At 50.7% G+C, this 15,952-nt stretch carries 16 protein-coding genes and 1 pseudogene; 6 read left to right on the top strand and 11 right to left on the bottom strand.

The window, feature by feature from the left end:
• Window positions 1-154 precede the first annotated feature (154 nt).
• Genes ACYIA1_RS09595 through ACYIA1_RS09555 form a run of 9 tightly spaced genes read right to left on the bottom strand, consistent with a single transcriptional unit; the run spans window position 155 to window position 9,800 of the window.
• A complete protein-coding gene (locus ACYIA1_RS09595; RefSeq protein ID WP_074908989.1) occupies window positions 155-2,059 on the bottom strand; it encodes a DNA topoisomerase in 1,905 nt (634 codons plus the stop codon).
• A 54-nt stretch (window positions 2,060-2,113) separates the two neighbouring features.
• Window positions 2,114-2,227 (bottom strand): hypothetical protein, encoded by a 114-nt coding sequence (locus tag ACYIA1_RS09590; RefSeq protein WP_005805286.1) that lies wholly within the window; start codon window positions 2,225-2,227, stop codon window positions 2,114-2,116.
• Window positions 2,228-2,257: 30 nt separating this feature from the next.
• The gene (locus tag ACYIA1_RS09585) at window positions 2,258-3,142 is read right to left on the bottom strand and encodes a phospholipase D-like domain-containing protein (protein WP_103877869.1); all 885 of its coding nucleotides are present in this window, start codon (window positions 3,140-3,142) and stop codon (window positions 2,258-2,260) included.
• Between the two features lie 13 nt (window positions 3,143-3,155).
• Window positions 3,156-4,367, bottom strand: a complete 1,212-nt coding sequence (locus ACYIA1_RS09580) for a DUF6047 family protein (protein WP_074908980.1) — start codon at window positions 4,365-4,367, stop codon at window positions 3,156-3,158.
• 1 nt (window position 4,368) lies between these two features.
• Window positions 4,369-5,469: a DUF6047 family protein gene (locus ACYIA1_RS09575; protein ID WP_074908977.1), complete on the bottom strand. Its 1,101-nt coding sequence runs from the start codon at window positions 5,467-5,469 to the stop codon at window positions 4,369-4,371.
• A gap of 17 nt (window positions 5,470-5,486) precedes the next feature.
• A complete protein-coding gene (locus ACYIA1_RS09570) occupies window positions 5,487-6,446 on the bottom strand; it encodes a DUF6047 family protein (protein WP_074908974.1) in 960 nt (319 codons plus the stop codon).
• Between the two features lie 12 nt (window positions 6,447-6,458).
• Window positions 6,459-7,271: a DUF6047 family protein gene (locus ACYIA1_RS09565; protein WP_074908971.1), complete on the bottom strand. Its 813-nt coding sequence runs from the start codon at window positions 7,269-7,271 to the stop codon at window positions 6,459-6,461.
• A gap of 5 nt (window positions 7,272-7,276) precedes the next feature.
• Complete coding sequence (locus ACYIA1_RS09560) at window positions 7,277-8,707, bottom strand: DUF6047 family protein (RefSeq protein ID WP_074908967.1); 1,431 nt, start codon at window positions 8,705-8,707, stop codon at window positions 7,277-7,279.
• A gap of 4 nt (window positions 8,708-8,711) precedes the next feature.
• Window positions 8,712-9,800: a DUF4099 domain-containing protein gene (locus ACYIA1_RS09555; protein WP_074908963.1), complete on the bottom strand. Its 1,089-nt coding sequence runs from the start codon at window positions 9,798-9,800 to the stop codon at window positions 8,712-8,714.
• Window positions 9,801-9,874: 74 nt separating this feature from the next.
• Here ACYIA1_RS09555 and ACYIA1_RS09550 point away from each other — a divergent pair, with 74 nt between their 5' ends.
• The 6 genes and pseudogenes from ACYIA1_RS09550 to ACYIA1_RS09525 form a co-directional block, all read left to right on the top strand.
• Window positions 9,875-10,009, top strand: coding sequence for a hypothetical protein (locus ACYIA1_RS09550; protein ID WP_258042720.1), 135 nt, complete (start codon window positions 9,875-9,877; stop codon window positions 10,007-10,009).
• Window positions 10,010-10,117: 108 nt separating this feature from the next.
• Entirely contained in the window at window positions 10,118-10,459 is a 342-nt protein-coding gene (locus tag ACYIA1_RS09545) for a M23 family metallopeptidase (protein ID WP_074908960.1), read from the top strand.
• A gap of 19 nt (window positions 10,460-10,478) precedes the next feature.
• Entirely contained in the window at window positions 10,479-10,637 is a 159-nt protein-coding gene (locus ACYIA1_RS09540; RefSeq protein WP_167369817.1) for a hypothetical protein, read from the top strand.
• Window positions 10,638-10,697: 60 nt separating this feature from the next.
• On the top strand, window positions 10,698-11,378 hold the full coding sequence (locus ACYIA1_RS09535; RefSeq protein ID WP_074908957.1) for a toprim domain-containing protein: 681 nt from the start codon (window positions 10,698-10,700) through the stop codon (window positions 11,376-11,378).
• Window positions 11,379-11,512: 134 nt separating this feature from the next.
• Window positions 11,513-14,446, top strand: a complete 2,934-nt coding sequence (locus tag ACYIA1_RS09530) for a TrlF family AAA-like ATPase (RefSeq protein ID WP_074908955.1) — start codon at window positions 11,513-11,515, stop codon at window positions 14,444-14,446.
• Between the two features lie 342 nt (window positions 14,447-14,788).
• Window positions 14,789-14,962 (top strand): annotated as a pseudogene (locus tag ACYIA1_RS09525) (site-specific integrase); the annotation flags it as partial.
• A 68-nt stretch (window positions 14,963-15,030) separates the two neighbouring features.
• Here ACYIA1_RS09525 and ACYIA1_RS09520 read toward each other — a convergent pair.
• Both ACYIA1_RS09520 and ACYIA1_RS09515 read right to left on the bottom strand, forming a co-directional pair.
• Complete coding sequence (locus ACYIA1_RS09520; RefSeq protein WP_181979412.1) at window positions 15,031-15,192, bottom strand: hypothetical protein; 162 nt, start codon at window positions 15,190-15,192, stop codon at window positions 15,031-15,033.
• Window positions 15,193-15,936 (bottom strand): DNA adenine methylase, encoded by a 744-nt coding sequence (locus ACYIA1_RS09515; protein WP_074908953.1) that lies wholly within the window; start codon window positions 15,934-15,936, stop codon window positions 15,193-15,195.
• Between the last annotated feature and the right edge of the window lie 16 nt (window positions 15,937-15,952).

Genomic DNA, 15,952 nt, shown 5'->3' with positions numbered 1-15,952 from the left:
GGGCTTGTCCCTTATTTATTTCCTACCATATAGGCCGGACCTAGGATCTTCAAGGGAAATCCCGCCCCTTTCTTCTGGAAACTGACCGGAAACGAATCCTGCCAAAACGACGTTTACCACCTAAGTTACAGCTATGCGGGATGCTGTCAGTCCGCTATCCTTCAGGTCTTCTGTCCTTGAATGTAAGCTCCACCTTGTAATTCTCATCCATTCTGAGCGACGCCTCATAGGGTTTTCCCGCCTTGGTGGTGAATTTCAGGAAGGGGGTAGCTTCCCCTGCCATCAGCCGTGTCATATCTTCGTCTGTCATCGTCCGTCCGTTGAACATGCGCGGAAGATGGAACGCGCAGTCGGGATCTCCGCATTTGGCCACCCTGTCGTAGAATGTCACTGTTCCTGTTCTACATTTCGGGCAGGTACACTTTGTCACACTCGGGTTCCTGACTTGCAGGGCGAGCAGTTCGGATACGATCTTCCGTGCATACTCATGTATCCCTTTCATGAACTTCCCGGCACTAAGTCTTCCTTCCTCGATTTCACGTAGCGCTTCTTCCCAGGCGGCCGTCATAGCCGCATCGGCGATCAGTTTGTCTCCTACGATGCCGTATATCTCAAGCCCCTTCTCCGTCGGGATGAGACGGTTTCCGATACGCTCTACGTATCGGCGGGCCACCAGCAGGTCGATGATTCCTGCACGGGTGCCCGGCGTCCCGAGTCCACACTTCTCCATTCTTTTCTTTTTGTTTTCACTGTCCGCCGTGCTGCCGGCGTTTTCCATGGCGGCCAGTAGTTCGGCTTCCGTGAATGGAGACTGCGGCTTTGTACAGTCTTCCAGTATTTCTGTTTCCAATACCGCCAGTATCTCTCCCTGATGGAACTGCGGCAGGGATTTGCCTTCTTCTGCCATGTCCGGTCCGTTATAAATGTCCCGCCATCCCGGATACTTCACACATGAGGTTTCGGCCTCAAATTCCATTCCTCCGTAATCGACCCTGACACGTACGATCTCCCTGACACATCCTTCGGAAAATGCTTCCAGCATCCTCCCGGCGATCAAGGAGTAGATGTTCTGCTCGTCCGGGGAGAGTCCTTCGGGCACCTCTCCCGTGATAAGAAGGGCATGGTGTTCCGTTACGCTGTTCCCGTCCACCGCATGAGGGTTCAGTCCTTTTTCGAGCAGCCTTTCTGCGTGCCTTCCGAACCGGGGATGTCCTTTAAGGGAGGCGACGAGCGTGGGCGCCTGTTCGAAGATATCTTCCGGAATGTGGCAGCATCCGGTTCTCGGATATGAGACGTATCCTCTTTCGTATAGCCTTTGGACGACGGCGAGGGTCTGTCCGGCTGCCATGCCTAGACGTGTATTAGCCTCCTGTTGCAGGCCGGTCAGATCATGCGGCAGAGGCGGATCCTCCATATTCTCTTTCTTTTTCACGGCAAGGACCGTACAGCGGCTTTCGCCCTCCAGTCTGGACCGGGCTTTTTCCGCATCCTCTTTTCTTTCATACTGGAGAGGACATGTGAAAAGAACTTTCTGCCCGTCCTTGCAGACTCCGGTCTGCAGATGGTAACAGTTCACGGGCACAAAATCCCTGTTCTCAAGATAACGGCGGCAGACCAGTGCCAGCGTGGGTGTCTGCACCCGTCCGAGCGAGTGGTTGCTCATGCCGGCGACTATCCCCAGGGCGATGCTCGCGTTCACGCCCAGTATCCAGTCCGCTTCCCTGCGTGCCCTCGCCGCCAGGGCGAGGTTGTCGAAGTCACCGTCCTCTCTCAGATTTTTGAATCCATTCAGGATGGCCTTTTCCGTTAAGGAGGATATCCACAGGCGCAGGGCCGGTTTGCGGTAACCGAGGTAGTCCAGGAGATACCGGCTGACCAATTCTCCTTCGCGTCCCGCGTCCGTGGCTATGACCACCCCCTCGGCGTTTTCGAGCAACCCGCGGAGCACTCCCAGCTGCTGGGTGGCTAGCGGGTCGGTGACATACCCTTCCTCCGTCCTGACTTGTCTGACAACGAGGCGGAACGGGACCGGAATAAGGGGAAGCGCCTGCCGTTCCACACGGGCGGGCCCGTAAGCGGACGGCGGTGCCTGTGCCAGCAGGTGGCCGTAAGTTCATGTGACGGCATACCCGTTACCGTAAAGATATCCTTCCGCCTTTTCGTTGGCGCCCAGTACGGAGGCGATGCTCCTTGCCATGGCTGGCTTGTCTGTAAGTACGATTCTCATAATTTTTGTTTTTATCAGGTAAATAATTAATTACATTCTTATGCCTTTGTTTTTGGCTTTTGTATTTTTGACTTTTGTGTTCTGGACCGTTCTCTTCTCCCTTGCGATATTCCTCCCGTTTTTTTCCATCTTTTCGGAGAGCGGTACGGCCTCTTCCGCCCCTTGGGAAACGGAAGGGTCCTTCGGGCCGTCGGGCCGACGGGCGGGAAGCATGTCATACCCTCCCGGGCCGGCATCCAGCCTCACGTGTTCCAGAGGACGCAGATATTGTTGCCCTTTCCCGCCAGAGGCGAACTCGTAGATGACCGTCTCCCTTCCTTGCAGCAGGCTTTCGTAATTCTGGTAATACAGGCTCTCCGGCGGCACACCGTTCTGCCGCAGCATCCCGCAGATTCCGTCCGGACAGAGGGCACTGAACCGCCTGTCATGGGGAGCCATGAATATATACCTGTAGGTGGAGAGCAGCAGCTTCTCTGTGAGCAGGCTGGGACAATGCTCATAGCCGGTCATCCGGTTTATCATCCTTCCGACACGATCCAGCCTTTTGGCAAGGTCACGCGGTCTGGAATGCAGTGGGATGCTCCCCAGCTCTTCCAGCGAGAGGTTGATACGGCCGATGACCGCCCTTTCCCAGTCCGCTGTCAGGTCCGCGCGGTTCTGCCGGAAGTTGTCGCGGAGAATCCGTAGCGGGTTTCTGGTGCCGAGGAACAGCCTGACGCGTTTTCCGAGTGTCGGTTCCCTGAGATTGGATGCGCTCCAGCGGATGACGTTGAAACGGTAGGCGTCCATGAACTGCCGTAGCGGGTTACGGTACGAGAAAATGTCCCTCAGTGTTCGCATCAATGCCCGCCGGCCGACAGCGCGGCGGCTCATGTCGACGGCCTCTTCCGGGGTGAGTGGTTTGTTGGTTGCCATATATGTTTACAATTTACAGTTTTACTTGTCTTCCTGCGGCATGTTTCCGTTTGGAAGAAGGTTGTTTTCTCTTTTTGCCGGTATCGGATCCCCTGAGGGTATCCGCCGGACTCCCCAGCATGCGTGATATCCTGTCGGCATACCTCGTTTCTGACCGTGGCATCCCTGTTCGGACTCCCTCCCTTACTAACAGGGCGGCGGCGATCTTCCTGGAAGTCTCTCGGAGTTCCGCCATCCTCTCCACGAGAGGAAAGTCCGGATGGAGCTCCTTTTCCCTGGATAGCCTTCCGAGTTCTTTTTCCACGGGGGCGAACTCCCTCCTGTAGCGGAACGGTTCCTCCAGCGTCAGGTGGGCGTATCCTTTTTCTGCGATGTCCTGCAGGGTCATGATATCCAGATTGCGTCTGGAAAGTTCCAGGGAGCCGGCCGTAATGAACCTGTCGAGGTTGGCCGCCGTGGGTGACAGCTCGAAGGAGGCTACCGGACGGTAATTCCCGAACACTTCCAGTCCGGGCTGGGAGGCGGGGAAACATCTTCCGGGTTGCCGGGACATCTCCATCAGCCGTTTTGACGAGGTCTCGATGCGGAATATGGACAATGTCCCCGGTCTCTTTCCACAGGATGAGTAGAAATTGTCGGCTATTTCCTGCAGGTATTCGCGTAGGTGGCGCGGGCCGTGCAGCCCCCTGTTGAACACCCTGACACCCTGGTCTGTCTTTACGGCGGTCACGAGGAACCGGGCGTTCTTTCCTTGAAGGATGCGCTCCCGTGCGGTCTCGTGTGCCACGAAGTCTTTGTAGCCTGGCGAGTGTTCCAGCCCCTCCAGATTCCTGCGGTCCGTTTCCACACCGTGTGCCTCCAGATAGGCGGCCCGTCTCAGCGGGACGGAGTTGCCGTCCGTGATCCCGCCGTTTTCGATGATAAAACGCCATGCCTGCCTGGGTTCCTTCTCCAGCAGTCCGTTGGAAGGAGGCAGCTCCTCTTTCCGGATGCCGGCATAGAAGAGCAGCAGGTTGTCAGGGACGCCCCTGGCTTCCTCAAGTACGGCTTTACGGGCCGCTTCTTTGACGAACCGGATGAAGGGATTCCCGCTCCGGGGCGTATGGTCCGTTATCATGAAGGAGGCTATCCGGTTGTCCGGACACAGTTCCAGACAGAAGTCCTTCAGCTCTTCTTTTGGGGGACGCGTTCTTTGCAGTCCCAGCTTTTCCAACCACGAGGCCATATTATCTTCCTATTTTAGTTTTTTTACCTGTCTTTTCCGGTTTCTTTTCCCGTCTGCGCCTCGTATCCGGGGTGGGCAATTCATATCCCCGCACGTCGTATTCGTTCTGCAGGATGCGCCGTGCCGTATCGCTGACGGCTTGTCTCATGGAGCTCCCGAGCAGCGTGTCCGCCTGTAAGGAGAGGAAGGAATGGTTCATCTGCAAGTGCAGGGAGGAAAAGCTGCAGAAATGCCTGAAGTTTCTGTTTTCCGGCATCTCGTCAAGATTTCCCGTCCTGCACAACCTGTCCAGTATGCCGATGTTGAAGGCGGGCTCACTTTCCCTAAGCTTGAATGTCTTCAGCATCTCCCGGTATCGGGCGAGGTCGGGGAACATGTCGCACTCCACGGCGGGCTTGCATCCCCGCAGGATGTCCGACCGGAGGAATTCCGCCTTGGCAGGGATGAAACGGCACCGGTCATCAGAGGTGAACATCCTGCCGCACTCCCGCGCCTTTTCCACCAGCCTTGCGTTGTCCGTACTGAAATAATAGACGCCCAGTTTGTCGGTATTCCGGTGTATCGGACTGAAGAAGTTGTCCGCATTATACTGGAGATAGCTCTCTGCCCGCTCCAGTCCCCGGCCTGTGTCATCGAAGAGCAGCACGCCTTGTCCGGTCTGTATAGCCGTGAGCACACGGTTGCCGGTATCCTTCTCGCGGATCCGGTGGAAGTCGTGGTAGGCTTCCAGCAGCCTGCCCGCCCTCCCGTTGTGGAGTGTCCGTTCAAGCTCGCCGACAATAAAGTCCCGGCTGTCGGTCCTCCTGTAGGAGTCGGCCGTTTCATGGACAAATCCGATATCCCGCAGCCTCTGGTAGTCGTCGGAGGGCCATGCACCTCTGTCAATTATATTCCGCACAAGGGATTCCACCTGGTTGCCATCTTCACCGGCGGCCTCGATGCAGTAGATCCTTTCCTCGGGCAGGTAGGCCCCTTTCAGCTGTCCTCTGACCTGACTGAAACAGAACTCCCCGAACCGGCGGTCCAGGTCATTTACGTCAGAAGACAGCATCCGGCAGTATTCCAGCTCGTTCCTGCCGTTCAATATGAATCCAATATACATGGTGGTACTGTTTTAATTTATAATTTTCTGCCGGAAGGTTTCCGTCCGGCCCTTTTCCTTTTCTCTGATGCCTCCTCACGCTGCCCTGCCGGATGACGGATACCGTCCTTTACCCGGTAGGTCCTGATAGGGAACGGTTCACCGGATACCAGCAATTTGTTCCGTGTAAAATCCGCCATGCAGTAGAGCAGGTGCCGTGAGGCGGGGCGGTCATTCTCCGGCAGGTACAGGGCGTGGCCTTCGGAGAGTACCCTGAACTGCTCGTTCTCCAGCCTCACGTTTCCCACAAGCAGGGCGGTGTCGGGATTGCCGAGGTATTTCTCCAGCGACCGGTGTCCCCTTACGTCAAAGTCCCGGCGAAGGATATCGTCCGCCTTTTTCCTTATCTGGGATGAAAGCTCCCTGAAAGCCTGCGGGTCAAACAGCTCCGCAGCTTTCACCTGCGTCACCTCTTCGAACCGTTCGGCCAGGGGAAGTAGCTCCCTGTAATAGGTGAACGGCCGGTCATGGATATTCATGTAGCCGCGTTCCCTGATCGATAGCAGGCGGTATATATCCTCGTTCTCTCCCCTGGAAGAGAGTTCGAAGCCTGTGTATCCCCTCACTTTAGAGAATAGTCCCCGGTATTCGTCGGCTGTCGGGTTCATCGCGTGGTAGAGCCTTGGCTCGAGGCTCTCGGCAAACCCGGCGGGAAGGGCCTCCCGTGGAATGTATTCCGCCTTTCCCGTTCCTTCCCGGCAGGACATGCCATGTCCGCCACCGTTGATATGGGGCATCAGCTCCCTGCGCCGCCCGGAGTACTCATAGATCTCCAACGCCCCGTCATGAGCATGCGGTTCGAAGTACCTGTCAGCGGCACGCTGGAGATATCTCTTGAGGGCCTCCTCGCCGGCCCTGCTGCCGGAGAACAGCAGGTAACCGTGTTTTCGAAGCACCACTTTTAAGGGTGCGGTCCTGTTGCTTTTTTCCATTGTCATCTGTTTCTTATTTTACATTTTGGGACGTATCTCGGTCCTTTTACGTGTTTTTCCTGGCGGGCTGTACAGTCTCTTCTCGACCTCCGGTCTGATCCTGACGGTTTTCCGGTCCACTGGCGGGTTGCCGCCGAAGATGATCCGGTCTGTAGCTTGGTCCACCCACGCGTAGGCATGCGAGGGGTTATTCCCGCTTTCGTGCGGCAGGTACAACCCAAGGCCCTCTTTCAGTACGCTCCTGTGAGGTCCGTAGAGCGGGACTCCTTCCAAGATAACGCACTCTGCCGGGTCGTCCAGTATCCTCCCGGCCGTCCGGTATCCCCGGACATCATAGGCGGAGTCCATCAGTTTCTGCAGCTGCCTCCTGGTCTCGAGGGTCTGCAGTAATTCCTCCCTGTCCCGGGCGGATTTTGCGGGTATCCGTTGTAACTCCTCCGCCTGGCGGTCATAACGCTCCAGGGCATCCAGGGTGTCCGTGATATTAACGTTGCGGACGCTTATCTCACAGCCCGCGTTATGGCAGAAACTGCGGAGGTCCTCCGCAGTGGGTCTCATCTGATTGCTGTAGAGGAGTTCCATCCAGCTGCCATGGGGCTTCGGACCATAAGGGTACTCGTCCGGCCGCATCCTCCCCGGGTTGACCCAGGGTCGGTTACCAAGTTTCCCTTCGGCCCTGTAGACATGTAACGCTCCGGAATTGAATGCCGGATTGAAATAGGCGTCGGCCGTCTGTTGCAGGAACTGCCGCAGCTTTCCCCTGCCTTCTGCCGTGTCGGTAAAGGCGAGGAAGCCGCCCCAGGTCTCTATTGCTGTGTAGGTCTGCTCCATGATGTCTATAACTTTAAATTGTTCCTCTTACTGTTTCTCTTTGCCCGTGATTTATCCGTTTTTACTGCCTTCGCCTCATAAGGGACGATCTTACCGTCCTTGACCTGGTATACAGGCTTGAGCCCCGGGGGATTCTTATAAGCCATGACCCGGTCGCAGGTCTTATCGGCATGGATGTAACGGAGTCCGGGCATTTTTGCCGATAGTCCGGGGAAGTAAATCCATTTCCCTTCAAGCAGCGCCCTTCTCAAAGTGTCATCGGCCTCGTGGTCACCGATGAGGAACGGCACGCTGCAGTCATTCAGAAGCCGCTCCAGGGTACGGTGCCCCCTTACGTCAAAATCCGTTTTCAGGATGCGCCCCGCCTTGCCGTGCATGTCGTCCAGTATCTTTCCCATGTCATCGTCGCCGGGATTTCCCCGGAGAAAGCTGTCCATGCGTTCCACGAACTCCCGGAACTGATGCCGGTAGGAAAAAGCGGGGTCAAGAATGAGTTGCCGGTCGAAGTGGCGGGTAAGGGAGAGCAGTCGGTAGATATCCGCGTTGCATCTGTTCATCCCGCATCCGGAAAACTCCGTGAGGTTACGGTATCCTTCAGCGGAGGGTGTCATGTCGGTAAAGAAGACCGGCTCCAGTTTTCTTTCATCGGGCAGGTCCGCTCGTACCGGGGAGTCCGTGAACTCGTACACGTATCTCCCGGTATCGGGATCTTTCCTGCAGGAGGCGTCAATCAGCGGGGCCAGGCTTGCCGGAACGGAATGCATGTCATATTGTTTGACCGGTCCCGGTTCGCTATGTATCCACCAATAGTTGTCCGCCAGGTGCTGGTAGAACTCCTCCAGCCCTTTCTGGCCCGCCGGTCCGTCACTGAAAACAAGTATCCCCCTTGATGTTTCCACGATATGCAGGGGCAGCTTGTAAGCGGGATCATAACCATATAGCCGTGCCTTCTCGTCCTGCAGCAGGCGGAAATCCATCAGGCGGTCGATTTCTGCGGCCGTCAGCCGCAACCGTCCGCCCGGTTCCATGGGCCGTTTCAGGGCGGACCTCATGAACACCGCATCACGTAGATTGACGCTTACTACCGGTTCCAGGCCATATCTTCGGATATGGGGCAGCAGTTTGTCCGTGATGTATTCCCTTACGGGGATATCCCGGGATATGGAAGGGACATCGGACATGCGGGGGAAGCGGTAGATCTCCAGGCGGGTATCGGGGACGAAGGCCGATATCCGGGCGGTCTCCACCCCGACATGCAGCAGGCCGAGGAACTGGTAGGTCATGCCGTCTTGTTCCGGATTGACAGGATAAAGTTGGTAGGAAATCGCGGCATGGGGCTTGTCCATGCCGGTTTCGTACCCGATGAGCAGGCACCCTCTGCCGTCCTGCCTGAACAGCTCCTCCAGTTGTTCCATGTTGTCTTTTGGGGATGCCATGCCGTTACATTTTCGGGGTTATCTTTGATTTGCGAGCATAGGTCCTCTTTTCAGGCTTCTGCGTTTTCTCCGGCAAGCCGTCTTTCTGTTCCAGCCCCTGTCTGTTCTCCAGTTTCTTGGTGCTTCTTTCCCACAGGAACTCGGTCCCGCGTTCGGCGGCGCTCATCTGGATGGAGGTTCGCAGGATTTTCCCATTCGATGACTTGAACTCGATGGGGACCTCCTTGCCAGCCGTATAGTCAGCGTACTCCTGCTGCGAGAGCGTATAGTCCTTGATTTTTTTAGAACAGCGCGCCTGGTCTGCCGGAAGGAAGAACATCTCGTTGGTAACCGGATCTTTTGAAAGGTAGCACGGTTTCGTCTCCTTGCTGCGGAAGTCGACGACCAGGTCCACCAGCCTTCCGGCGTTGCCCGTCCGGTTCAAGGCGTCCAGTACGTCCTCCTCCAGCTTGTATCCCCGGTATTCCTGTCCTACCTTGGGGGCCTGGCGGATAAAGTGCAGATCGAACTTGGCCAGGCCGTTCTCGTCACGGAAAAGCGAGAGTTTGGCATCCCCTTTCTGGCGTCCCAGCTCGGTGTTCATGGAGATGTCATAGGCTATGCCGGACTGTCTGCCCTGTAACAGCCTTTCCATGTCGCCTGTCTGTCTGAGCACGTCTGGGGTAAGCCCGTAACGCTCGGCCTGCTGCCAGTTGATCTCGCGCTCATTGAAAAGGTGGTTGTTGTAGATTCGGTTATCCCGGGAGAGCTCGCGTCTTAAAGACTCGTTCTCGGGGAGCTGGGCCTGCTCGATCCTGCGTTTCGCTTCCTCCACCGGAGTCTTCTCCTCCATCCGGTACAGCGCGTAGCGTGTCGGATGGTTGTACTGGTACATGAAGTTCTTCCCGAAGTTGGTGAAGAAATTCCCGTACCGGTCCACACGGATAAACTGGCTCTTGTTCGTTTCATTGGCCTCGAGCGTCTCCAGCTCCCCGTTTGCCGCGATGCCCTTGACACCTTTCGCCTTCTGTTCCTTCTTGTCGTAAGCCATCAGGTAACCCTGTTCCTGAGTGGCGTTTTCGCTGCCTGTGGCAGCCGGTTTTAGTTCTTCCATAACTGTTAAATTTTAAAGTGGATAAATCGTTTCGGGAGATAAAATTACTATCTTCGTCTTAAAATATTCTGATTATGAGAAAGTTGTCATTGATAGTCATGTTTTGTCACCTTTTGTCAGTCTCCTCCTGTGTGAGGGGGGACGGTACGGCTGGCGGAAACAAGGGTGAATTGTTAAAGGAACGTTCCACCGGTACTGCCGGGAAGTGAACGGTTACTTGAAGGTCCCGACATGGCCTCATTCTCCTGACGGATTATCCCGTACTCTTCCCCCTTGACAGAAGATACACCCGTTTCAGGGTCTCGTCCACGTTCGGTATGAGGGTACATCCGGTAAAGGGAAGGAGGCTGTTCCACCAGGGGGTGGACCTGGCTGCTCCCTGTGGCACCCCCGTGTACAGTGCGGGTAACGGCAGGGTCGCCGAGGCACGTTACAGCCGGAGTTACGGTTGGTTCGTGCATGTCCGGCATACGGAAGGATACTCGACACTGTACGCGCATATGAGCAGGCTGCATGTGAAGGCGGGTACTCATGTCCGTATCGGGCAGCATATCGGGGATGTCGGACATACGGGGGTAGCGACCGGCAACCACCTGCATTTTGAGTTAAGGAAGGACGGTGTCTTGCTGGACCCGCTCTCATGGCCGCCTTTTAAATAACCTGTAAAACAAGCAAGCGATGAACATCGAGGAAGTAAAGAAGATTCCGCTGGAGGATTTCCTGGGGCGGGCGGGATTCTCGCCTGTCAGAAGACAGGGGGACAGTGTATGGTACCTTTCGCCTTTCAGGCAGGAGCGTACCCCGTCATTCAAGGTCAGCCTTTCCTTGAACCTGTGACATGATTTCGGGGAGGGAACCGGGGGCAGTATCATCGACCTGGCACAAAAGCTGTACGGGGTGACGGATATCCCGACCGTATTGCAGAGGATCGGGAGCGATTTTCCGGCGTTCAGACCGGTTCCTTCTCCTGCGAAAGGACGGACTGTGGCATCGGCCTTTGAGGAACTGCGCGTCTCACCTCTTAAGAACACCGTCCTGCTGGATTATCTCGGGACAAGGGGCATTCCTTCCGATATCGCCTCAAGGGAATGCGTGGAGGTACATTACCGCATGCGCGGCAAATGGTATTTCGCGGTCGGTTTCAAAAACAGGAAGGGGGGGCTTGAGATACGTAATCCATACTTCAAAGGAGCGGTCTCTCCCAAGGACATCACACATGTCAGCCATAATACAGGGGATAGACGGCAGTCATCGGTACTGGTTTTCGAGGGGTTTATGGACTATCTCTCGTACCTGGCCTTGAAGAAAGGGCAAGCCGTACCGGACTGCGTGGTGCTCAATTCTGTGGCCAACCTGCCCAAGGCAATGGATATCCTTAGAAGCTACGGACAGGTCTGTTGCTTCCTGGATAATGATGAAGCCGGCAAGAAGGCGGTGGAGGAGATCGGAAGGCAGTGTGAAAAAGTGATCGACAAGGCCATGCACTATCTGCCACACAAGGATCTGAACGAATTCCTGCAGGAGAGGATAAAATCTTCTTTGGCGGACCGTACGAAGTTAGGACAAGCCTGTGGATGAAAAATAAAGAGGTAACATCTTTCCCCAACGAGCGGCTGTTACGATATAAAGAAATAGAATAAACAGAACGACAATTTTGTCAATTAAAAGCTGTATCTTCGTATTATATATGTAGGTTTTTAATATTTAGTAATATGATGCATAAAGCTGGTTCAATATGGCATAAATGGGATTTGCATATCCATACCAATGCTTCAGACGGTAAAGGCTCTTGTCAAGAGATATTAGATGAAGCAAAACTAAAGCATGTAAAATGTATTGCAGTAACAGACCATCATACCGTGGATAATGTTGATATAATGAAAAAATTGGCTGCGCCCATGGAAATTTCTGTTATATCTGGTGTAGAATTTCGTACAGAATACGGGAAAGCCTCTGTACACATGATAGGGCTTTTTCCAGATGTACATAATGGAGTAAAACTTTCCGCAGAGTTTCTTAAAGAAAATGTCTTGAACCCACTTGGAATAACTCGTACAAAAATAATACAAAAAGGCCGCGAGATAACAAAAGAAGAATTATCTGATGAACAGTATTTCAAGATAGGAATCTTTCAAGTGCAAGTCGATTTCAAACAGGCTGCAAATATTATTCATAAATATGGTGGGTTAGTAACTGTACATGCCGGTTCAAAATCTAACAGTATAGATGAAGAAATGAAACATGAAGGAAAGGCCGCTAAAAATGTTTCAATTGAAGATTCTTTAGGACCTGTAAAAGAAGAATTGTTCAAAGATGGTTATATTGATATATGCGACTTGACTAAACCAAAGGAAGCTGCTTTTTATCAAAAAGTTTTTGGAAAGCCTTCCATTGCAACATCTGATGCTCATGAAATAAGTGAAGTTGGAACAAATGCTTGCTGGATAAAGGCAGATTTGACATTTGAAGGTTTAAGACAAATTTTAGCTGAGCCAGAACGTATATTCTTCGATGAACCTGATATAATAAACAGAATCAGAAAAAATCCTGATAAATTTATAAAATATTTGGAAGTACGTCGCACAACTAATGCTACGATGTCAGAAAAATGGTTTGAGAATATTAGTATACCTCTAAATCCAGGGTTAGTTGCCGTCATTGGGAATAAAGGCAGTGGTAAAAGCGCTCTTACAGATATTATCGCTCTGTGTGCAGATACGACCAATCAAAATTGGGCTTTTCTGACTCCCACAAAATTCAGAATGTCTAAACCTTATAATCGTTCTAAACAAACTGAGGCCTCTATACAATGGTTTGATGGAGCACATTCAACTATAAAAACATTGGATATGCAGTCGGACTTAACACAGCCAGAGCGAGTTAAATATATACCACAAAATTTCCTTGAAACGCTTTGTACAACTGAAGATGATCAACAGTTTGAAAATGAACTGAAGAAGATTATATTTCAGTATTTAGAGCCAGCACAAAGGTTCGGTCTTAATGACCTTGAAAGTATAATCAATTATCTAACAAAAGAGAACAATGCTTCATGTAATGACATTAAGTCTTTAATTAAATCTATCAATACAGACATTATAGAACTAGAGGCAATGCTTACTCTTTCCTATAAGAGCAAAATTGAAAATGAATTAAAATACAAGCAAGAACAATTAAGTAATGCACAATTAGCTAAACCACAAGAAGTGGCGAAACCTTCGCTGGAAGATGATCCTAATGCAAAGAAAGCTAAGGAAAACATTGAAAAAAATCAGGAATTCTGCAAAACTATTCTTACGTCATTGCAGAAGTTAAATGATGAACGAGAAGCGATTATAAAATTAATACAAGATATCACAGACAGTAAAGTACGCTTAGAAAGATTTTATGCCCAAATCACATCTACGAGAAATGAGTTACGCCCTTTATATGAACAGAATAAATTGGATATTGATTCAATAATGACCCTTTCATTTCACCCTGAATTAATAGACCAAAAGATTAATGAACTAAATGGACGTCTGGCAGATATAAATAACCAGCTTGATGAGAAGAATCCTGAAGGATTAAAATATAAATATGTGCATACTTTACAGCAATTAGAAGAAATCAAGAAAAAGCTGAGTGCTCCGGAACTTGAATATCAAAAATATTTAAAAGATAAACAAGACTGGGAAAACATGATAGAAAAGATAATCGGTACGCCAGAAAAAGATGGAACAATAAAAAATCTTCAAGCGCGTATAGATTATATTGAACACCGACTTATCAATGACCTTTCAATAAAGAAAAATACTAGAAATCAACATGTTAAAGAGCTGATGCAAAAGAAACATCTTGTTCTTGATACTTATAATAGCCTTTTTGCTCCTATTGTAAAATTCATTCATGATTATCATGAGGAATTGAAAGACTATCCAATTGAATTTAATTCAACTTTTGCTATAAGGAGTTTTGGCGAACGATTGTTTGATTATGTTAGTCAACAAGCTGCAGGTTCTTATTACGGTAAAGAACAAGGCGCATCCAGAATAAAGGATAGTATTGATAGTATTGATATATCCAATATTCAATCAATAGTAGAGTTTGCTTGTCTTATCAACGATGATTTACTATGTGACAAACGAGACGGTCAAAATATCGATCGAGAAATTGAAGCACAATTAAAGAAAGGGCATACAAAACAAGAATTATACGATTTTATTTACGGGATGGATTATGTAATCCCTTTCTTTCAATTGAGAATGAACGGAAAACCGTTGTCATCATTATCCCCAGGAGAAAGAGGTGCATTACTTTTATTGTTGTATCTTTTTATAGATATGGATGATAAACCGTTAATCATAGATCAGCCAGAAGAAAACCTTGATAATGAAAGCGTATTCAAATATCTAGTGCATTTTATCAAGACAGCTAAGAAAAAACGTCAAATTATCATGGTTACTCATAATCCAAACCTTGCTGTTGTTTGTGATGCTGATCAAATTATTCAGATGAAAATAGATAAATTAGATGGAAATAAAGTTACTTATGAATCAGGTGCTATAGAAAATCCAAAAATGAACAAAGTAATAGTTGATATTCTTGAAGGCACATATCCTGCATTCCATAATAGAGACTGTAAATATTTTGATAAAACAATTTGATGTATGTGGTTTATAGGTTATCTTAAACTTATAATAGCATTGAAATATAAATCAAATACGCCAAATAAGGTAAATTCAATTTATTTGGCGTACTTTGTTCAAACAAATAAACTTAATGGCAAAATCGTTCAATTTATAAGCATTTTTTTATATACAAAATACTAACATACAGTGAATAATGGCCGCAGTGACAACTTCTTTACTTCTCATTTGGTTATCTGTTCAGCCCAGGTAATCGGATAACTAACATTCTGGTAATTGGACATCTGCAATATCCTGTCCATTTTTCCTTTCTCATTCCTTCATTTACTAACTTCACGTGTTCTGTTCCAATTTTGATATCACTCGTTTGCCTCGCTCGTCATTCTTGAAGCGGGCGTGCCGATAGTGACCATCGGCAAGATGTTGGGGCATAACAATATACAGTCCACATAGGTATATGCCCCCGTGACGCAGAAAAAGCTCTTTGAGGATATGGACAGGATCATTGAGGCTGTTAAAGATTTCAAACTTGTTTTTAATACAGCAGGCGAAAAGATCTCCACCCGCTGTATTAAACTTCTTACGTTTTTGAATGATGTGCATTAATAATTTCTGATCAGCAGTTCGTTGACCGTCTCCCTCTTCTCGGGTATGGAACATACCGAGCGGAAGATGCTCAGTCGTTGGATATGGAAGCCGGCGTACAGGTCGTCGAAGAAGGTGTTCTCTGGATTCTTCTGACGGGGGTCGGAGTTGGAGAGCATTCATTTGCTTCCCTTCTCTCCCAAGTCCCTGCAGAATCCGGCCAGCTCTATCTGACAGTCGTCATCGAAGTCGTCCGGCATGTAGGAGGTACAGGCACCGGCCTCGTTGACGGGCTTGTAGGGCGGGTCGAAGTAGAAGAACGATTTCTCTCCCGCGTATTTTTCCGTCTGGCGGTAGTCCCCGTCCAGGATGATGACGCCCTGCAGCAGCTTGTGGTTGAAGCGGATCAGTTCCTCCTCCAGTATCCTGGTGCGGCTGCCCGTACCGAAGGTTACCGAGAGCCTGCCCTTGCGGTTGACCGAATAGATGCCGTTATAGCAGGTGCGCATGAAGAAAATGAAAAGGGCGGCACGGGTGATGTCATCCGGGTACTCCTCGTTGAATACCCTTCGCTTTTCCATGAAATAGTCCCTTCTTTCCGTACGTTCCTCAAGGGCGTGGTATTCGCCCTGGATGCCGGCAAGCAGTCCGACCAGTTCTTCCGGCGTGTCGCGTATGACGCGGTAGACATTCACTAGGCTCTCGTTCGAGTCGTTGATCACGCAACGGATATGCGGATAGGTCTGTCTCAGCCAGAAGAACAGGGCGCCGCCCCCGACAAAGGGTTCCACATAGGTTTCCATTTCCGTGATATTCTCCGGTAGTGACTGGATCAGTACCGGAAGCAGTCTTCTCTTGCCTCCCACCCAAGGGAAGCAGGGTTTGCCGGGCAGACAGCCCGCGCTGGTTTTCTTCTTTTCCATGATTCGATAAATTAAA

The organism is Parabacteroides sp. KHUB-02, from assembly GCF_056640955.1.
The sequence above is the reverse complement of the archived record's forward strand: the minus strand, read 5'-3'. Positions and strand labels throughout refer to the sequence as shown.